This is a genomic window from Nocardia sp. NPDC051750 (assembly GCF_044453135.1).
In the GTDB taxonomy this organism is placed as follows: Bacteria; Actinomycetota; Actinomycetes; order Mycobacteriales; family Mycobacteriaceae; genus Nocardia.
On sequence record NZ_JBITCK010000005.1, the window covers coordinates 596779 to 616340 of the forward strand.

General features: G+C 63.2%; 18 protein-coding genes and 1 pseudogene. 3 read left to right on the forward strand and 16 right to left on the reverse strand.

The window, feature by feature from the left end:
- Positions 1–22 precede the first annotated feature (22 nt).
- Both ACIA75_RS24645 and ACIA75_RS24650 read right to left on the reverse strand, forming a co-directional pair.
- A complete protein-coding gene (locus tag ACIA75_RS24645; protein WP_397107824.1) occupies positions 23–211 on the reverse strand; it encodes a ferredoxin in 189 nt (62 codons plus the stop codon).
- Positions 212–246: 35 nt separating this feature from the next.
- On the reverse strand, positions 247–1527 hold the full coding sequence (locus tag ACIA75_RS24650) for a cytochrome P450 (protein ID WP_397107826.1): 1281 nt from the start codon (positions 1525–1527) through the stop codon (positions 247–249).
- Positions 1528–2088: 561 nt separating this feature from the next.
- On the opposite strand from ACIA75_RS24650, the gene ACIA75_RS24655 reads away from it, so the two are divergent.
- Entirely contained in the window at positions 2089–2505 is a 417-nt protein-coding gene (locus ACIA75_RS24655) for an NAD(P)-binding domain-containing protein (protein ID WP_397107828.1), read from the forward strand.
- Positions 2506–2519: 14 nt separating this feature from the next.
- On the opposite strand, the gene ACIA75_RS24660 is transcribed toward ACIA75_RS24655, so the two are convergent.
- The 6 genes and pseudogenes from ACIA75_RS24660 to ACIA75_RS24685 all read right to left on the reverse strand — a co-directional run bounded on the left by ACIA75_RS24660 (position 2520) and on the right by ACIA75_RS24685 (position 7033).
- Positions 2520–3335, reverse strand: coding sequence for an acyl-CoA thioesterase (locus ACIA75_RS24660; RefSeq protein ID WP_397107830.1), 816 nt, complete (start codon positions 3333–3335; stop codon positions 2520–2522).
- 76 nt (positions 3336–3411) lie between these two features.
- A complete protein-coding gene (locus ACIA75_RS24665) occupies positions 3412–3972 on the reverse strand; it encodes a hypothetical protein (protein WP_397107832.1) in 561 nt (186 codons plus the stop codon).
- Between the two features lie 137 nt (positions 3973–4109).
- Positions 4110–4424, reverse strand: a pseudogene (locus tag ACIA75_RS24670) (aldehyde dehydrogenase family protein); the annotation flags it as partial.
- A 104-nt stretch (positions 4425–4528) separates the two neighbouring features.
- Entirely contained in the window at positions 4529–5362 is an 834-nt protein-coding gene (locus tag ACIA75_RS24675) for a carboxymuconolactone decarboxylase family protein (RefSeq protein WP_397107834.1), read from the reverse strand.
- A gap of 11 nt (positions 5363–5373) precedes the next feature.
- The gene (locus ACIA75_RS24680; protein ID WP_397107836.1) at positions 5374–6195 is read right to left on the reverse strand and encodes a mycofactocin-coupled SDR family oxidoreductase; all 822 of its coding nucleotides are present in this window, start codon (positions 6193–6195) and stop codon (positions 5374–5376) included.
- Between the two features lie 7 nt (positions 6196–6202).
- Positions 6203–7033: a mycofactocin-coupled SDR family oxidoreductase gene (locus ACIA75_RS24685; RefSeq protein WP_397107838.1), complete on the reverse strand. Its 831-nt coding sequence runs from the start codon at positions 7031–7033 to the stop codon at positions 6203–6205.
- 187 nt (positions 7034–7220) lie between these two features.
- Between ACIA75_RS24685 and ACIA75_RS24690 the strand changes: the two genes are divergently transcribed.
- Positions 7221–7805 (forward strand): TetR/AcrR family transcriptional regulator, encoded by a 585-nt coding sequence (locus tag ACIA75_RS24690; protein ID WP_397108032.1) that lies wholly within the window; start codon positions 7221–7223, stop codon positions 7803–7805.
- 585 nt (positions 7806–8390) lie between these two features.
- Here ACIA75_RS24690 and ACIA75_RS24695 read toward each other — a convergent pair.
- The 5 genes from ACIA75_RS24695 to ACIA75_RS24715 all read right to left on the reverse strand — a co-directional run bounded on the left by ACIA75_RS24695 (position 8391) and on the right by ACIA75_RS24715 (position 13737).
- Positions 8391–9020 carry a TetR/AcrR family transcriptional regulator gene (locus ACIA75_RS24695; protein WP_397107840.1) on the reverse strand — a complete coding sequence of 210 codons (630 nt, stop codon included), beginning with the start codon at positions 9018–9020 and terminating at the stop codon, positions 8391–8393.
- Between the two features lie 515 nt (positions 9021–9535).
- The gene (locus ACIA75_RS24700; protein WP_397107842.1) at positions 9536–10531 is read right to left on the reverse strand and encodes a phosphotransferase; all 996 of its coding nucleotides are present in this window, start codon (positions 10529–10531) and stop codon (positions 9536–9538) included.
- Positions 10532–10569: 38 nt separating this feature from the next.
- A complete protein-coding gene (locus ACIA75_RS24705) occupies positions 10570–11640 on the reverse strand; it encodes a phosphotransferase family protein (RefSeq protein WP_397107844.1) in 1071 nt (356 codons plus the stop codon).
- Positions 11641–11650: 10 nt separating this feature from the next.
- Complete coding sequence (locus ACIA75_RS24710) at positions 11651–12220, reverse strand: TetR/AcrR family transcriptional regulator (RefSeq protein WP_397108034.1); 570 nt, start codon at positions 12218–12220, stop codon at positions 11651–11653.
- Positions 12221–12459: 239 nt separating this feature from the next.
- Positions 12460–13737, reverse strand: coding sequence for a cytochrome P450 (locus tag ACIA75_RS24715; RefSeq protein WP_397107846.1), 1278 nt, complete (start codon positions 13735–13737; stop codon positions 12460–12462).
- A gap of 178 nt (positions 13738–13915) precedes the next feature.
- Here ACIA75_RS24715 and ACIA75_RS24720 point away from each other — a divergent pair, with 178 nt between their 5' ends.
- On the forward strand, positions 13916–14755 hold the full coding sequence (locus ACIA75_RS24720) for a mycofactocin-coupled SDR family oxidoreductase (protein WP_397107848.1): 840 nt from the start codon (positions 13916–13918) through the stop codon (positions 14753–14755).
- Between the two features lie 218 nt (positions 14756–14973).
- Here ACIA75_RS24720 and ACIA75_RS24725 read toward each other — a convergent pair whose 3' ends face one another.
- The 3 genes from ACIA75_RS24725 to ACIA75_RS24735 form a co-directional block, all read right to left on the reverse strand.
- Positions 14974–15942: an SDR family NAD(P)-dependent oxidoreductase gene (locus ACIA75_RS24725; RefSeq protein WP_397107850.1), complete on the reverse strand. Its 969-nt coding sequence runs from the start codon at positions 15940–15942 to the stop codon at positions 14974–14976.
- 103 nt (positions 15943–16045) lie between these two features.
- Positions 16046–17485 carry an acyl-CoA reductase gene (locus ACIA75_RS24730; protein WP_397107852.1) on the reverse strand — a complete coding sequence of 480 codons (1440 nt, stop codon included), beginning with the start codon at positions 17483–17485 and terminating at the stop codon, positions 16046–16048.
- Entirely contained in the window at positions 17482–18822 is a 1341-nt protein-coding gene (locus tag ACIA75_RS24735) for a hypothetical protein (protein ID WP_397107854.1), read from the reverse strand. The genes ACIA75_RS24730 and ACIA75_RS24735 overlap by 4 nt, the downstream gene beginning before the upstream one ends.
- Positions 18823–19562: the final 740 nt, after the last annotated feature.

Below are 19562 nucleotides of genomic sequence, written 5' to 3' on the forward strand. Positions count from 1 at the left end.
ACAGCGCGGGAGGCCGAGTCGGCTACGTCACCACGACGGCGTGTTCCGGACAAGCATCGGCCGCATCGGCGGCAGCATCCACCCGGTCGTCGGGTACTACAGGATTTCGCGCCTCGGCGTAGCCATCGTCGGTGAGTTCGAAAATATCGGGGCACAACGCTGCGCAGACTCCGTGGCCACGGCAACGGTCGGAATCGACGGACACTTTCATGACGTTTCACCAACCTACCGAGCGAATATTCTGGTTCATTTCACCTGCGTGTAGGTGATATTGAGGTTACGCAACCCGCGCAGCAGAAAGGTCGGTTCGTAGCCGTACCGGCGGTCACCGGAAGCACCGTGGACGCTCTCGTCGATGGCGATATCGGTGACACGGTCGAGCATCCGATTGAGTGTGACCTGACCTTCGGTCCTGGCCAGCGGTGCGCCGGCACACGTGTGAATGCCGCGCCCGAAGGCGATGTGCTCGCGCGCATTGCGGCGATCGATGAGGAACTCGTCGGGGTTGTCGAATTTACGCGGGTCACGGTTGGCCGCACCGATGCACAACATCAGGACGGTACCGGCTTTGATTTCGATCCCGCCCAGTTCCGTGGTCTTGCGCGCCAGCCGGAAGTCGACCTTGGTCGGGCTCTCGAAACGGAGCGATTCTTCGATGAAAGAACCGACCAGGCTGCGATCTTCGCGCACAAGCCGCTGCAACTCCGGCCGCTCCGCGAGAACCCGGACAGCCGCACTGAGCAGTTTGGTCACGGTTTCCTGTCCCGCGGCGAACAGGAAGGTCGCCGGCCGCACGACGTCGATGATCTCGGGTTCCACTCCGTCGGGGTATGTGGTGGACGCGAGCACCCCGAGGATATCTTCGCGCGGGGTAGCCCTGCGGTCAGCGATGTACTCGCCGAAGGTTTCTTCCAGCCACTGCAACGGGTTGGATCCCACGGGTTCGCTGTCCAATGCCCCCACTCTGCTACCCGGCTCTTTGTGACCGGCCAGGCGTGCGCGGAATTCGTCGCGATCGGAGTCGGGGACACCGAGCAGGTCCGCGATGACCAAGGTTGCGAAGGGCTTGGCATAGGCGTCGAGGAAGTCGCAGCGGCCGCGCGCGACAATCTCGTCGAGCTGGCGGTCGGCCAACCGCCACATATATTCCTCGTTCTCTTTGAGCCGTTTCGGTGTCAGCAGCCGGCTCAACAACATCCGTGCGCGGGTGTGCTCCGGCGGATCCATGGTGACCATGTGCTCGAAGATCGGGAAATGGTGGCGATGTTCTTCGATCTGCGCGGTGATGTCGTCACCCTCGGGCACAAACGGAAGCGGCGGGAAGGGGCCGCCGATCGAGACGCACGCCGAGAAGGCGTCGGTATTGCGGAACGCCTCGTTGGCTTCCTGATATCCGGTAACAGCGACGACACCGTAGTGCGGTTCACGGAAGACCGGGTTCCGGCTACGCAGGTAGGCCAGGTATTCGTAGGGGTCCTGGGCAACCTGCGCATCCGTGAAGTAGTTGACAGAGGCCAAGTCGGTCATTGTCAGCCTTTCGAGGAGGGCGGCATTCGTCCGCCGAGTGCTGTCGACGGTCAGGTCATCGATCGGGTGCGCAGCACTGACCGGGAAACGGGGAGGCCGCTTCGGCAGATCGAACAGATCACTTTCGGAATCGTTCCGGCAATGGCCTGCCATCGGATACCACTCCGGCGATCCATCAACATTTTATCACTCGATCAACACTTGGCAACTCGATATCAGTATCATGCACCTGAGCGATCGGTCAAGCCGATACCCCGTACAGAAGTCGGCGACGAGCATGGCGCACCCCGACCGACCGGGCCGAATTCCACGATACTGCAGCATATATCGCCATCTTGACCGTAGAGCCCCGAACGGAAGGCAAATCCCGCACCGAGACTCTCCATACCCGACAACCACCGTCCACTCGGCGAGCAACCATTGACATAGACAGAGATCGAGAGTCATATTTGATCGATTGATCAGCATTTCCGGGCGGCCGTCCGGATACCGGTCGAGCCGCGGTCCGATGCGCTTCGCGACCTGAAAAATTTCACTACCAGTCGATGTGGGAGAAGAATCGTGCGTGTAGGTTTTATCGGGCTCGGCAGTCAGGGCGCTCCCATGGCGCGGCGCATAGCCGCGGCGGGGCACCCGACTACGTTGTGGGCGCGTCGCTCCGAGACGCTGGTTGCGCTCTCCGATACCGGAGCGGCAGTCGCCGAGTCCCCGGCTGCGCTTGCCGCCAGCGATCGGTTGGCCGCGATCTTGTCCGACGGCACCGCGAACAGTTTCGCGCTGAGTACGATCGCCCCGTTGGGCGGAAGTCTCGAGGTGCTTGCCGCACACGCCGATGGTCTGCTGCGCAAGGATGTCGGGCTCAGCGGTGATCTCGCCACTCGCGCCGCGGCCCAACGCGGTCCGGTGGTCACCGCGGCCGAGGCGACGTTGGCCTTGATGTCGGCCCTGCACCGAGGGGCGCGGGGGACCGAGCAGTAGCGGGCGCACGCTGATCAGCGAAATCTGAGTAATCCCTCCTGCGCGAACGAGGCAACCAAGGTCCCGCCCTCGGTGAACACGTCGCCGCGCCCGAAACAGCGGGCGTGTGCGGCCACCGGGCTGTGATGACGTAACAGAAGCCAATCGTCGGTGCGGAACGGACGATGGAACCACAGCGTGTGCGAGGTGGTGGCAGCCGTCCACGCGCTGCCGTTGCCGTGGTGGTTGTACCCGGCGAACGGCCGCAACGCCGTGCCGATGAGATTCACATCGGACGCGTAGCCGACCAGCGCGGGCGCGACTGTCGAATCCACTGTGGGGGTACGCATCCAGAGTTCGTAGTCCGGGGGTTGCGCGTCGAGTATGTTCAGGTCGTCCGCCGACCTCGCCTCCCAGGGCAGCAGGCCGTGATCGATCCGGTACTCGGGCGGCAACAGCGGCGGGACAAAGGTCGCTGTCTGGCCGGTCGGACCGTCCTCGACGACATGCAGGCTCACCGAGGCGATCGCGAGAGCTTCGCTGTGCTGGTGAGCGGTGATCGTCAGCGTGACGAAAGAACGACCGGCGCGCAGGACGCGCACCTCATAGCACACCGGTGCGCGGCCTTTGCCCTCCCGGAGGAATTGCACATGCAGTGATTTCACCGATTTGCCGGGACAGACTTCCCCTGCGACCCGAATGGCTTGTGCCAGCACCTGACCGCCGAAGAGCCGGTCGAGTTCCAGATCCTGGCTGTCGGCTTCGAAGACCGCGCTACCTTCCCGCGGTTCCGGTGCGACCGGGGTACGCAGTTCCAAGCAGCCGAGCAGATCGAGCCAGAGAGCAGGCATACCAACTTCTTTCAGGGTTTCGGCGAGGGCCTACGGGCGGTGGGTTCACTGCACAAGGCGGCCGAGCGGGAAGGTTTCACCGACTTACCGGGGCCAGATCGCACATGGCCCGCGGCCGGGAATTTCCGGCGCGGGTGAGGAAGAGTTCGGCCGCTCCGGCCGGAGTGGCTCGGGAACCTGCCGCCGACAACGCGGCCTGTTTGAACATTCGGGCGGCCACGCTGAGTCGATGCTGTGCCGCAACGAATGGCTCCCGCGCAACCTGCGGGAACGGCCGGCCCCACATCGTGACCTCGTCGATGAGCCGATACTCGAATACCTCGGCGATTCCGTCGCGTACCCGGGCGTCGGCCATGTACAGCTGCGGGTCGACCGCAATCGCCTGGGGTAGCGGAATCCGCGTCTGCGATACCAAGGCCGTTTCGAGGTCGACGACGTGCGCCCCGAGGATATCCAGCGGTCGACAGTCCTCGCGTTCATCGACCAGGACGACGACCTCCCATCCCGCCATCACTCTGTCGAACAGCCAGCCGCCTGCATGGGTGACTACGGCGGTAACTCCGGAGGCCGCGACAACCAATCGGTGGCTGGTCCGAATGTTTCTCGCCTGCGCGGCGGCGAATGACAAGGGATGCATACGGGCATCGGGTCGTGAGTGCACGATCATCGGGTTTCCGTCCCGTCGAGCCGAGGGGGTGAAGGGTCCACCGGCCGCCTGCGCGCGAGCCACGGCGCCCGTAGGCGAGCCGGCGGGCCTTGGGTCTTCTGCGGAGTTCAGCCCATTGCGATCCGAATATTCTTCACCTGCAGGAATTCGTATAGCCCATCGATACCGCCGGTCCGTCCGAAGCCGCTTTGTTTGTAGCCCCCGTAGGGCCCCTGGGGCGAGATATCGCTGATCTGGTTGATCCAGACCGACCCGGCTTCCAACTGCCGTGCGACGCGATGGGCCCGTGTGAGGTTCGTAGTCTGGACGAATGCATTCAGGCCGTAGCGGCTGTCGTTGGCGAGCCGGATCGCCTCTGCCTCGTCGGTGAATCTCATGACCGATACCACCGGCCCGAATGTTTCGTCCTGGGCCAGCGCCAAGATGTGCTCATGCGTGCCGCCGGAGGACCGACCTACCCGGTCGCCGGCAATGAACAGATCTCCGGAGAGGGTTGCGCCGGACCGGGGGTTGTCAGTGTTGGATGTCACGGTTGCTCCTGCGAGTTCGTTCCGGCTTCGGCGCGCCATTCCTCGAGAACGCGGGCCTTCTGCTCACTGATCACCTGACTCAGGTGTGCTGCCTTCGGAAGTCCGGAGTAGGCGCCGAACTGCAGGGCCAGTTCGTCCATCTCTTCGAAGGAGATGTCGCGGCTCTTGAGCGCTGCGTAGACATGCGAAAGGATCGGAATCGGTGCATCTTGAAATCCCACGCACGCCACGGTGATCAATCGGCGCGCTCGCATGCTCAGGCCCGGGCGAACCCACATTTCACCGAAGACGAAGTTGAGGATGCCCGCGCCTTGGTAGGGGTTGTCTCGGTCCGGAGCGAATGGCATGCAGTTGATATCTTTGAAGGTCGCTGTTCCCTGAACCAGGCGCTCCTCGGGGTCGCTCGGTGTGACCAGCGGCAGCAGCGGTTCGGGAGGGGGCATCGGAAGATCACGTTCGCGATGGATCCGTTCCCATTGCATATCGACGATGATGTTGAATCGCGATGCTTTGGGCCATCCCGCGTAGACGGCGAAATGCAGTACGGTTTCCCGCATCTCGGTGATCGAGATGTCGCCGCTGTTCAGGGCGGCGTACACGTGGTCGGCCAAGTGCTGTTCGACATCGGAGTCGGCCACGCACGACAGGGTGATGAACCGGCGGTCGCGGCGGCTCAGCACCGGCCGGGTCCATACTTCGGCGAAGACGAAGTCGATCAGGCCGCTGGTCATCGTGGGATTCGAATCCGCCGGCGGGTCGAAGGTCATGATGTCGGTGAATGCGCTCCTGCCACGTTCCGAACGCGCCGTGGAGGTATCGATGGTTCCCATATCTTCAGCTTTCATTTGAGCGTGACACCGGCATCGACCTTGAACTCCATCCCGGTCACATGCCGTGCCTCGTCGGAGATCAGATACAGCACCGCGTTGCTGATATCGATGGGCTCGGTCATCACCACCGGTAGCGCATTGCCGAACAGCGGCGCCAGATCCGGGCGGGCCTCGGAGAGCAGACCGAACAGCGATTCCGGCGACATACCCGTCGCCACCCCGGTCGGATGGACGGTGTTGACCCGGACATTTTGCGCGGCGAGCTCGTTGGCCAACGCTCGGCTCAGGCCGACGACACCGTGCTTGGATGCGGTGTACGGGGTGTGCAACGGTGTGCCTTTCAGACCCGCCGCCGAACTGATGTTGACGATGCTGCCGCCGCGCTCGACGAGATGCGGAAGCGCGGCGAAGCAGGTATTCCATGTGCCGATGAGATTGATGTCGACCACCGTGCGCCATTGTTGAGATGTCGTCCTATCCCAGGTCGCGGCGGTCAGCACTCCCGCGTTGGACACGGCCGCGTCCAGCCCGCCGAGCTGGGCAACTCCTTCCTCGACGGCCCTGGTCAGCGCGTCCGCGTCACGAACGTCGACTACCGCGGTAATCGCGCGTCGGCCGTGCTTCTCGACCAGCTGAGCGGTTTCAGCGAGGTCGTCGGTCGTAGCAAGCGGGTATTCGAGTTCCGGCAGCGACCGGCAGATGTCGATCAAGATAACGTCGGCTCCCTCGTCGGCGAGGCGCACGGCGTGGCTACGGCCCATACCGCGGGCGGCACCGGTGATCAGGACGCGTTTACCGGCCGCCCGTCCGGGCGGTCGTGTGTGCTCGGCCATCGTGTCCTCACAGCTTGTTGGTGAAGCCGGCATCGACGGGCAGCGTCACGCCGGTGATGTATTTGGCTTCGTCCGAGGCCAGGAAGGCAATCGCCGCACTGATGTCCTGGGGTTCGAGCATCGCGACGGGCATCGGGTTCATCAGATGCGGGCCGCCGTCGGGGTTGTTCGCCGCCCACTCCGCCATCTGGGGATTGACCGCCATCATGGTGTTCACCGCGGTCGGGTGCACGGTGTTGACGCGAATACTGTGTGCGGCCAGGTTATTCGCCAGACAACGCATGATTCCCACGATGGCGTGCTTGGACGCAGCGTAGCCGAGTCCACCGCCATCCATACCACCCATACCCACGAGGCCGGCGGTGGAGCTGGTGAAGATTATGGAACCGCCCCGCCCACCGGCGATCAGATGCGGAATGGCAGCACGAGCGGTGTGGAACGCGCCGGACATGTTCACACCGATCACATCGGCCCACTGCTCGAGCTCGGTCTCGATCGGGATTGCCTCTAGCGACAACGGCGCGATACCCGCGTTCGCGCAGACGATATCCAGGCGTCCGAGCTCGGCCACTCCGCTGTCCAGCGCGTCGCGGAGCTGGAGAAAGTCGCGGACGTCGGCGACCGAGCCGATCATCTTGCGCCCCGTCGCCTCGACGAGCGCGATCGTTTCGTCGAGCTCGTCCCGGCTTGCCATGGGATACCGATTGGAAGCGATATCAGCGCAGATATCCACACCGATGATGTCGGCACCCGCACCGGCGAGACGGACCGCGTGACTTCGGCCCTGTCCTCGTGCCACTCCGGTGATGAAGGCGACTTTGCCATCTAACGATCCCATCGATCCTCGCTTCGGTGCCGAGCAGATTCGCGTCACCCTGGTTATTTCACGAGGCGAACGCGACGATCTTCGAGCGCAAATATGCACCTGACCTGTGGTATCGTGGATACCACTGTGATGGAGAATAACAGTTCCACTGTCGAGAGGGAAGGAATCGCGAGAATTGAGCGAACACTACGATGTGGTGATGGAATCGGCCGTCGGCGATGGAGAGCAACGCATCCGCGAAACGGTCATCGACATCCTCGAGACCGAGGGGTACGACGCAGTACAGGTCCGGGTGGTCGCGCGGCGCGCTCGGGTATCCTTGGCCAAGATCTACAAGCTGCACAGCACCCGCGACGAACTCATTCTCGCCGCACTGGACTGGTGGATGCAGGAGAACCGCTACGCGGGAATACCGACATCACACCCACGCCCTGGAGACTCACTCCACAACGCGCTCATGCACGTGTTACGCCCGATCTTCGAACCCTGGGAGCATCACCCAGGCCTGCTCGTCGCATACTTTCGCGCACGCTCCTCCGCAAGTGGGGAGACACTGGCCAGCCATGGACTCGACGCCGTCGTTCCCGCCGCGATGGCGGTACTGGTCGATATCGACGCGGAATTCATCCAGGACCTGGACATGATCCTCACCAGCCTGGCGTACGGACTGTCGGGACGTGTCGCGCGCGGCGAAATCGAGGCAGCAACAATCGTGCCCGCCATCGACCGCGCCGTGTACTGGTTGACCACCGGTTACGAAGCGACGCAGGGATCTCGGCCATAGCCCCGAGCATCGGGCAGAATCACCGCAACCCTCCGGGTCCCCTCTAAGGTGCGACCGAGAATCCGTATGCAGCCTGTGACGCCGACCAATCGGATCCTCCGGGATTCTTCCGGCAGCATTGCGCCGGCCAGAGATAATTTTCACTAGCATTCTGCGACTGGGCGCTCCACCTGCAGCAATTTCGCGAGCTCGTCGCGTAGTTCGACCGCACGGCGCGCGGCGGTCGACGCCGGGGGCGAGTGCTCCGATCACCGCCGTTGCCGAACCCGAATGGGAAGGCCCTCATCGCACCGGCGACCGCGAACAGAGCCTGAGCGGCACGACGTAGGTTGGGCCCCACGGAACGGGTGGAGCCCACCACCTCGCACAGTGACGCCTGAACGTTTGCCGGGAGGTAGGTTCCCCATACGAAGCTCCGCCGATCGGAGCTTGATCAATCGATCAGAATTTCACCACAGTAGCATCCACGGACGAAGGCGAGGGGACCATTCTCACCGGAGCGCTGGAGTCCGGCGGCAGGACCCCAGCGGGCGAAGAGGCGTCAGCTGTGCCCGGTTCGAACCATGTGACCAGTTCGATCAATGGTCACTGGGCAGGATCACGCACCGGAGCGGTACCGACCCCTGGCGATACCACTGCCGGGCGGTACCGGCCCATCAAGTCCTGGACGAATGCGCGTAATTCGGCGTGCCCCTGCCGCATGCCGACTGCACCTTCGTTACACAGGATCCGGGACGCACCGGTGAGCAACATCGAGACGACAACGGGCGGGTACCGGTCGAGATCGACCCCGCACGAGCGCAGCACGAGAGTGACTGCGGCGGTTTCGATATCCCGGACACGTTCAGCGAAGGCCTTCAGCTCCACCCCGACCGCCTTGCGATGATTGGCCAAGGCCATGAACTCTGTGTTCAGCTGAGTGAACCGGGCATCGGTGTTGATATCCCACAACACCTGCAGTGGATCGTCGGCTGTGAGGGCTTGCCGCATCCGATCCAGCGCCTTCTCCGCACCGGCACGCAGTACCGCGATGAACAGGTCATCCATCGTCGGGAAGTAGTAGTACACGAGGGCCGACTTGACCCCGGCCACTGCGGCGACCCGGCGCGAGGTCGCAGCGGCATATCCCTCCTCTCGGATGATCTGAGCGGTCGCCTCCATCAGGCGCAGTCGCGTGCCGGTGTCGTGCGCTTTCGTGGCCCGTTTCGTCACCATTCAGCACCGTCCGACGGTCCTGCTGCCATCAGGCCGGCAGATGCGGGTCACGGAATTCCCCAGTTGCCGGAATCGCCACAGAGTAACCATTGGCTCACCTTAACATTTATCGATCGATCAACCCGCAGCGGCGCCAGCGCCCGCCGACCGGCAGGACGGCGAGATGGTTCGCGCCACCAGGCGTGCCCTCGCCAGCGTCGCCATGGCGAAACGACCGCGCTGGTGAACCACTACCCGGTCGTCGCGCATATCGATATCGCGGGCGCGGCATCGACGCAGGTGGTACCGCGGGTATTCGCCGCCGGCGGCGACACCCAGAGCTTCCGGGTCGTCCTCGTAACCACCGTGATCGCTTTGATCATCGCCCTACTCATGCCTATGGGCGGGAAGCCCGCCACCGGCGGCGCGCATCCCGCTGTGAAGGCGGACGCGGCCTTTAGGGCGCCGTTGCCCGGGGACACCCCACCGGCCCGAGTTGTCGGCCGGTCCGGTCGGAGATCTGTGGGGCGGAAGAGCTATACGCCCAGCAGGTCGAGGCTGCGGTGTCGTTCGACCGCGCGGCCCAGGCGATCGGTGAGATGTTCGATGACCGGACGATCGACGGCACGAGTCATCCCCCACATGAACATCCCGTACGGCAGATACGACCGGTACAGCTGCCAGGCCCGGCCGCGGCCCGGCGCGGTGACACCGTGGGAGCCCAACCGGTCGAGATAGTGGTCGAGCAGGGTGCGTTCGTGGCGGGCGAGCTCGTCCGGGTCCAGCACAGTCGCCAGGTGATAGGCGACGTCGAGGGCCCATGTGCCCCGTTGAACCACCTGCCAGTCGATGAGACCCGGCCGTCCGTCGGCTGTCTCATAGATATTGCCGGTGTGCAGATCGCCGTGGATCAAGCAGGCCGGTTCGGTGGCGCGAAGCCGGTCCATGGCCGCCATTGCCGCGATGAGGCGGTCCGCGCTACGCACCTGTTGCGAGACGCCCGGGGCCCGGCCGTCGTCGAGCAGCCCCTGGAGCTGTTCGGGGCTGAGATGACCCGATAGGCGAACCAAACGGGGAGGGAAGAGCTCGTACAGCGCTGAGCGTTTCCCATCCCAGGTGGCCGCATGGAGTGCGGCGAGCTGTTCAAGTGTCGCGGCGGCCCGCTCCGCGCCGTAGGTGGTGGTCGGATCGAGGAACCGAGCGCCGACGGCGACGAGATCGTGCATGAGAACGAGGGCGTGCCCGGTCCTGTCGTCGACAGCGGCGTGTACACACGGTGGGGTACGGACGGGAAGATCCTGCGCGGCCAGCCGGTAGAAGTCGCCTTCGGCGCGGGTCGTGCGCGTCCGAGCCGGATTGAAGTAGCCCTTGGCGCACAGCGCGGTAGGCGCGTCGGTGGGCTGGGCGTACTCGACGCGGAACCGCAGTTTGGTGGCGACGGTCTCGAGTCGTTCGACAATGCGGGTATCTGCTACGACGGCACCGGGATAGCTTGGGGCCAGGGTCGAAGTGAGCCAGCCGGGAGATAGCACTATCGATTGATCGGCAGGCGCCGGAGAGCTCGCCCGATTCATCGAACATCCTGCGCGACAGCGATCCCGGCGAGATCACACGCCTGGTGCAGATAAGAGAAGTGGCGGGCGCCCGCGCTGCCCGGTAACTGCATCGAGCGTCGGCTGCGTAAACTGAGCAGTCCGGCCTTGACACGGGCGAACACCTCGTGCCAGTGGAGGTGATCGATCGAGTGGCCGGTCAGCTCTTGCCAGAGCGCGATGGTTTCCGCGCGGCCGCCGAGCCCGTCCAGGCGCGGCACTCCCTGGCCGACCGACAAGGACTCGTCGAACAGCAACCACCAGGCCAGATCCGCCAACGGGCCGGCCAGCGAAGCCTGTTCCCAGTCCATGACGCCGACGACCCGGAAATCATCACCGAACATCATATTTCCGATACGCGCATCCCCCCAGGAGATCCCGGCCCGGGAATGCGCCGGCCGGTTCCGGTCCAGCCAGTCCAGCAACACCCGCACAACGTCGGGAGCGTCGTCGCCGAACGCCCAGCGCGCGTAGCCCGTCCAGTACGACAGATGCTGCGCATCGCCCTGCGTGCCGTGCTCGGGCCGGTCGAAGAACGGCACCATCGCCACGGGTAGGCGATGGATGGCGGCCAACTGGCGCATTGCGCTCTCCCAAAGCGTCCTGCGCTGCGCCGGAGACGCCTCCGCGAGCCAACCGGAAGAGTTGTACGGCGGCATGCTCACCGGTACGCGGCCGCGCATGCGTTGCATGACATAGAAGGGCCGGCCGAGGATCGCGGGGTCGTCCTCGAACCACAGTGCCCGCGGTACCCGTACCTCGGGGTGACCGTCGAGGGCTGTGAGTATGTCGTACTGAATATGGAATTTCGGCTCGAAGAACACTTGATGGGCCGGCGCCGGCGCGATGCGCACCACAAGTTCTTCGACACGCGAGCCGGTGCGCGCTGTGACAAGAAGGGTCTCGTTCGAAAACCCTGCACCGCGCGGGTACTCGGGTCGATCGATCTCGACTGCGGCGACACCGAGACGATCGGCCAGCCAGGGACGTAGCGCGGCAACGGCGGCGTCCAGATCGCGGCCTTTGGAGAATTGGGGAGCATGTTGCATTGCTGTCCCGTTACCTTTCGCTGGGCGGACCGCCGAATGCGATCCGGCAGAAGGCCCACACCTGTTCGAAGACATCGTCGACACTTGCGGGTGCGGGCGCGAACGCATAGTGGTGGAATACGGCCGTAACCAGTTGCAGGGCCAGCCAGGCATCGGTCTGCGGGTCGGTGGGGCGCAGCACGCCGGCCGTTGCGGCAGCGTGTAGTTCCTGCTCGACAAGGTCGACAAAGGGCCGGTTGGCCTGGGCCATCTCGACCGGGAAGATCTGGTACAGCCGCCAGTGCTCGGCGGTGATGAAGCGCGATCCAACCAGGCCGCCGCCTCGACCCCGCAGCGAACGCAGGATCTCCGAGAGATAGAACCGCAGACGAACCTCGGGATCGGGCAATTCGCGGGCGGCGGTCTCGACCTCGGCGGCCCGTTCGCTGACGACAGCCTCGAACACGGCGAGCAGGAGCTGGTCTTTACCGGCGAAGTGCCGGTAAAAGGTTTGCAGCGCGATACCGGCTTCTTTGGACAACTCTTGTGTGGTGAACGAGGTACCTTCGGTCTGCAACAGTCGCCGTGCGGCCGCGATGATCGATTGAACCTGCTTCCGGCTACGGCCCTTCGATCGCTGGACCGATCGGGAGCGTTCTGCCGCGCGGTCGGCCCAGGGCGCCGTAACCGAGGCACCGTCGGCGCAGTCTTGGGCAGGGCAATTCTGTGTGGGCGCCACAGTGTCCTCTCTCGGGCCGGTGATCGGGAGTGCGATCGGCTATGTGATGCTCCGGCTTCCTGAGCACCTGGCATCGGGCGGACCTGGTGCCGCCGACCAGATCAGGCTGATGCAAAAGTGATGTTCAGTTCCCTCAGCCCGCGGAGCAGGAAGGTGGGTTCGTAGTGGTAGATCCGATCATCGGCGTGGCCATGGGCGGCCTCGTCGATCGCGATATCGGTGACACGATCGAGCAAACGATTCAGCGTGACCTGCCCTTCCACGCGAGCCAGTGGCGCACCGGCGCAGGTATGGATTCCACGACCGAAAGCGATGTGCTCGCGCGCATTACGGCGGTCGAGCCGGAACCGGTGGGGATCGTCGAATTTGCGTGGGTCACGGTTGGCCGCATTGATACACAGCATGACCACCGTGCCGGCGGGAATGTCGACACCGCCGAGTGTGGTGCGCTTTCGAGCAAGCCGGAAGTCGACCTTGGTCGGACTCTCGATACGCAGGGACTCCTCGATGAATGGGGCGATGAGGCTGCGGTCCGCACGCAGGATCCGCTGATACTCCGGCTTCTCGGCCAGAACCCGCACCGCGGCGCTCAGTAGCTTGGTGACCGTCTCCTGCCCTGCGGCGAACAAGAACGTGGCGGGACGCACCACTTCGATGACCGACGGTTCGGATCCGTCGGGATACATCGTCGACGCCAATACTCCGAGAATGTCGTTTCGCGGATTCGCGCGTCGATCGGCTATGTAGCCACCGAAGGTGTCGTCCAGCCACTCCAGCGGGTTGGTTCCCGGCGCGTCCTGATACATCGACCCCTCGATACTGCCCGGAGTCGTCTGGCCGGCCAGCCTGGCCCGGAACTCATCCCGATCCCCGTCCGGTACGCCGAGGAGGTCGGCGATAACCAGGGTGGCGAAAGGCTTGGCGTACTCACCGAGGAACTCACAGCAACCGTTACCGAGGAACTCGTCGAGCTGGCGGTCCGCCTGATCCCACATGAACTCCTCGTTCTCCTTCAGCCGCTTGGGCGTCAGGAGCCGGTTCAGCAGACCACGGGTGCGTGTGTGATTCGGTGGATCCATGGTGACCATGTGCTCGGAGATCCGGAACTGCTGCCGGTGAGCCTCGATCTGTTCGCCGATATCGTCACCTTCCGGCTCGAACGGCAGAGGCGGAAACGGCCCACCGATCGAGACGGCGGCCGAGAAGTCTTCCTGGTTGCGGAAAACCTCGATGGCCTCCCGGTATCCCGTGACGGCCACGACTCCGTAGTGCGGCTCTCGGAACACCGGGTTACGGGAGCGCACATAGTCGAGGTACTCGTAGGGATCCTGAGCGATAGCCGGATCGGAGAAGTAGTCGACGGACGCCAGGTCAGCCATAGAGCTCGCCAGCCTTTCATGACAGGAAATGAGACAGGCACATTTCGAGATTCACACTCTCGCTTGAGGTAGAATGGTACTCTCATTCTGGGTTAGGCGCAGGAAATTCAGCTGCAGTCGCCCAACCGATGACGTATCGGGCAGCAGCATGCTCGATCAGCGACAGGCGAGGTTCTCTATGAGTGGGCGGGTCGAAGGCAAGGTCGCCTTCATAACAGGTGCGGCACGCGGACAGGGCCGCAGCCATGCAGTGCGACTGGCCCAGGAGGGCGCCGATATCATCGCCGTCGACGTGTGCCGACCGGTGGGCGAGAGCAGCGGCATTCCGGCATCCACTCCCGGAGATCTGGCCGAGACCGCGGGCCTTGTCGAAAGTCTCGGCCGCCGCATCGTCACCAGAGAGGTCGACGTCCGGGATTTCGACGCATTGCAGGCCGCCGTCGACAGCGGCGTGGAACAGCTCGGCCGACTGGACGTCATCGTCGCCAATGCAGGGATCGGGATCGGTGGCGCGACGCTGGAAGCAACCGGCGAGCAGGATTGGGACGCCGTGATCGACATCAACCTTTCCGGCGTCTGGAAAACAGTCAAAGCCGGTGTGCCCCATATATTGTCCGGCGGGCGCGGCGGGTCGATTATCCTGACCAGCTCGGTGGGAGGACTCAAGGCTCACCAGAACATCGGCCATTACGTCACCGCCAAGCATGGGGTGGTCGGTTTGATGCGGGCATTCGCAGTCGAGCTGGGACAGCATTCCGTCCGGGTCAATACGGTGCATCCGACCAATGTCAACACCCCGATGTTCATGAACGAGGGCACCAAGCGGATGTTCCGCCCGGACTTGGAAAACCCCGGCCCCGAAGATCTCGCTGCGGTAGCACGGCAAATGCATGTACTCCCGGTCGGGTGGGTGGAGCCGGTCGATATCAGCAACGCGGTCTTGTTTCTGGCCTCGGACGAGAGCCGTTACGTAACCGGCCTCCCCTTGACCGTCGACGCCGGGAGCCTACTGAAGTAGCCCGTCGTGGCCGAGCGGCTCGCACCGCACAGAAGTTCGTCTGCGGCAGGGCCTTGTCGATGCCTGGCGAACGCTTTCCCGCACGAGCCATCGCGTGGAACCGAACGCCGACGTCCACCGAGGCTTCGCCGACCCGTTGACCCCCAATTTTCCCGAGACCGAAAACCGGCCAACTGCTTGACGTGGGTCGACCCGAAACGAGCTTGGCGCAACAATACTCACAGTTCGCTGAGAGAGCGGCCGAGACCGCAGAGCAATCTGCTGCTGAACTGCCAGAGTAGACGTGCCGCATCATCGTCTCGAGCCTCGTCGCTGGGTATCTCTTCCTCAGCTCGTCGATGGAAGTACCGTCCACTGCCGCGGCCGCCTTCGGGGGATGTGGCCAGCCAGACCAGCGTGTCGGCCGGTTCTTCAGGCGGGACGGTATCGGCGGAAGCCATGTATTCCCGCATCCCGGTGTCCCCGTGTGCTGCAAAGTTGGTGCTCACTGTGCCGGGGTGCATCGAGTGGGCAACGATACCCGACGCCGCCCCTCTCCTGGCCAGCTCGCGAATGAAGAGAATGATGGCGAGTTTTGCGCGGCCATACGCAAGGGCCGTATTGAATCGGTCGAGGCTCTGAGGGTCGTTCCAGTCTATTCCATTGGCGATGCGATGGGCGCTCGAAGAAACCGCGATTACTCGGGAGCTGGCGGTCGGGTCGACGGTGAGGAGCGGCAGAAGTTCGTGAGTCAGCAGGAACGGCGCGAGAAGGTTGGCGGCGAAGGTGGCCTCGGTGCCCTCCTCTGTCACGATCTTTCTGTCACGCACGCCGCCGGCATTGTGGATGAGTACGTCGAGTCGTGAAGTGCACGAACGGATCTCTTCTGCCAGGCGGGCGACCTGCGACATCGAGGTGAAGTCCGCCTGCAGCATCGTGAAATCACCGAGCGCCGCGATCTCTGTTGCGGTGTCGGCACTTCGCTGCGGATCGCGGCCGGTGCCGATCACCTTCCAGCCGAGGTCGACGAGACGACGCGCGGTCGCCTTACCGATCCCGGAACTGGCTCCGGTGACAATCGCAACTCGACGTTCCGTGTCGACTCTCAAAGCCTTGCTCTCAATCAGTGTGGTCCGATACATGTACAGCCCGACAATGATGGCTGCGATGCACCGGTCGAAGTTTCGGGTGTGTGAGTTGCCCGGCACCGATCCCTGCCGGTGGCATGGCGGGACGCCCTGCCGGCAGCTCGGAACGGCACTGACGACAGCGACACCTGGCTGAAACCTTGCTCGCTGTCCGATCCTGGCACTACTTGCGATCGGCAGGGAGCGCCGAATTCGACTCGGCGACATAGATGTCGTCGTCGGCCATCCAGTGCACCAATCGCGACAACGGGTACATTGCGTCGTGCGGACTGCCCTCCACGTGACTGTTGGCGGTGCCGACTCGGCAGATGCGCTGGGCGCCGGCTCCTGCGAGCCGGTCGCGTAGTTCCGCCTTGCGCTGATATGGATACATCCCGATCGTCTGGGTAGCGAGGTTGACATACCGCGTCGCGCCGTCGATAGACGAGACCATTACCACGTTCGAGATCTTGTTGGAGGGATGGAAGTCGACCGGTTGCTCCGACAGCACGACAATGCCCCGGCCATCGAAGCGGCCGAACACTTCGATCTCGTCGTCCATGGCCTGCATGACTTCGATCTCGTCGCGGACGTCCGGTGGTGGCAGGGGAGCTACAGCCGAACCGAAGACGCGGTCCACGGCCAGTCTGTCGGCCAGAGCGGCACAGAACGTCCGGGCCTGATCGCGATCGTCGGTCTCGAGAAAGACGAATCGACTTGCGAGACAAGCCTCTTGATTGAACACTGTAGTGTCGGCGGCGACGCGTTCGGCGACATCGGCGACGGCATCCGGGGACTCGAATACTTCTTGGCCGACCATCGAGATCGACGATTTCGGATCGAAGGACAGCAGTTGCAGTCCCGGCCCGAGATACTTGATGACATTGTTGATGGCCGGGCCGCCGCCCCAGGCAACAATCCTGTCGAAATACTGCGGCCGATAGATTGTCCGCTCGATGGACTCGTCACCACCCTGCCAATATACGGCAGACATCGACTGCACCACTGGATGTTTCGGGTCGATCTCGGCCATGGTCTGTAGGACTGCCACTGTGGTGAACGGATCCGAAGAAGGCATCTTGAACAGGTTGATGGCCTTGGTCATTGCGCCTTGCGCGATGGAAGCGATGCATCCCGCCGGCGCATTGCCTGCAAGCATGTGCACCATTCGGGGAGGAAAAGCACGAATTGCTACGTCGTTACCTGCAGGGTCGGTGTGCGCGATCCAGCCGTCGAGTACTGCCGGGTTGTGAAAATTAGACTCTATCTGGGCCATGAGTCCGGCACGGGTGAGCAGGTGCGGTGCACTGCGATACAGATTCTCCACTACTCGCCGGGGCAACGGATTGGTCGCGGCTACCAGGTCCAGGCAGCGTTGCATATGTGGGTTCTTGTCGAGCGCCAGCCGCTCACCGGCCTCCACCAGGAAATCGACGATCTCGGTGAGGGGAGTATCGAGCAGGGGCGGCAGTTGAGCGCGGGACACGACGATCGCATCCAATTCCAGAGCAGGCGTTCGGAAGTCAGTGCCGAGATCGCGGGATCGATGCACATTGTCGTCGCCTTGAATCAGTTCGCCGCGGACAAAGAATGGCGCGGACAAATATCCGGTCGCGGTGCTCATGCTTCTCCTCTGACATAGGCATCGATGGTCCCGGCGCAACTGATCTTGTCACCACCGAGGTCGGCGTAACGGGTGATGTCCTGACCCACCGTCGGGCCTTGATGTCCGCAGGCGCACGAGCTGAAGTCCATGGTGACGCGGTCCCCGGAGATGACACCTCCCCAGCGACCGTCCAGCGACAGATCGAGGAAGGCGGCGCGACCCTGAATTTCACCCGACTCGGTGTCGAGCAGCCTTTCCCCCGGCTCGTCGAGAGGGAGTGCGATTACCCAGGGCGGAACATGATACCGGCCACTTCGGCATTTGGGGAAGGGGGTATTCAACTCCTGCATTGTGTAGAAGTGATAGATCCGGTTTTCACCGATGTTGAATGTTGCCAAGATGAATTCGCGATAGTTCTCGGGCAGCGTCGCCCCCTTCAAACCACCACCGACGAGCAGTGCGGTGTCGTCACGAAAATGGCTGCTGTCGAATCCTTTTGCTCGGACGCCGGCAGCGATAGGATACAGCGTGGCGAACATTCCGGTGAGGAGCAGTTTATGCTCGCGGCAGGCGATCAGTTCGTCGACGGCGCCCGAAAGTGCTTCGTCCATAGCTTTCTGGCGCTGGGCGCTGAGCTGTTCGAAGGCCGCGACTTCCGACGGGTCGGCAGAACCGTCGCCTATACGTTTACGGAGCGCGATCATGTCCATGATCGATCCGACAGTAATGGGCGGAACGTCGAGTTGGAAACTCGAGTCCGGTGAGGAGAATGCATTGGTGAGCGCAATTCGTGTGTGTTCGTTGCGTTCGACCGTGGTGCGCGGGCCGAGTCCGAAGAACCGACGGTCACCTTCGGGTTGAACCCCGGTAGCCCAGGAAAATTCTTGCACATTCGCCGTCGCCGATATCTTCAGGTCCGCCCCGGAACATGAGATCAGCGCCGGCTTTCCTGAGGTACCACTCGAACAGGTAACGTAATAGCCGACGGTTTGCAGCCGTGAGACGAAACCATCCAAACCGTCGACACCCTCGAGGTCCAATCCGTCCAGAGGATAGGTCGACACGGTGCGAATCCACTTCGCCATCCGGTCCCAGCGACCTTCCAACAGCCAGTTTTCACTGTAGCTCTTGTAGGCGCTGTGCGCGAACAGCAGCGGAACGAGGTCGGCGCGATCGGTGATCTTGTCTACCCCGGCAGTGCTCGCTCGATTCTTCAGAAGCGGGATCTGCTCCCGGCGGGATTGCAGACGCTCATTTGCTGCCTCGAGTTGCAGCGGGATGAGGTCCTGTTGCGCAATGTCATAGCGCTCAGGCGTGGCCTGCAATCCGATCAGTTGATCGAGCGCTGATGTCATGGTCGCCTCCTCGGCGGGAAAATCGCACCTGGTGTGCGGACTTCTTTTCGGTGGCATTGCTGCCGCTGCCCGATCGGTCGTGCAACACATCGCCGACCTTCCGACCATGCATGCGGCCGTCACCTCGACGCAGAGCTCGGGATGCGTTCCCCGGCCTGGCAACCGGGCCACACTCTCTAAGAGCTCGGCCGATTCGAAGCGCTCGTGAGCGGTACCGGAACTTGCATCGAGATCATCGAAGTCGATGACACCGCGGAACCGACGGGCTTGAAACTCGTTCCCGACGTTCCGGAATCCGAAACCGCTGTTCGCTTGCGCGACCACCGTGGCCCGACCAGACGGCTCCGACATGTCCGCGAAGGTCCAAATCCTTACTCACACTGCCGAACTCTACAACACGAATCGGCCATAAGTATCCGGAATCGGATACTTACTTGCCGGAATATCACCTAGACAAAGTAGACGTAACCGTGTACATAAAGACGATGCGCCCGACCACGGCCCATCGCCTCGATCATGGCGCAGGCCGCGATACACGGGCACTGACGAGGGCCACGAGTTGGCTCACTGCTACAACCGCGTCGTTCACAGCAACCGCAGTTCCGGGGCCTTGCCCCGCATTCGGCGAGTCGCCCGGCGTACATCACCGAGACCCGGTCGGCGCGGCCGGCGACCGCCGAGAGATCGTGTCTGATCGATATCAGCGACATCCCCCGGTGCCGCTGCACACGGCGCAGCAG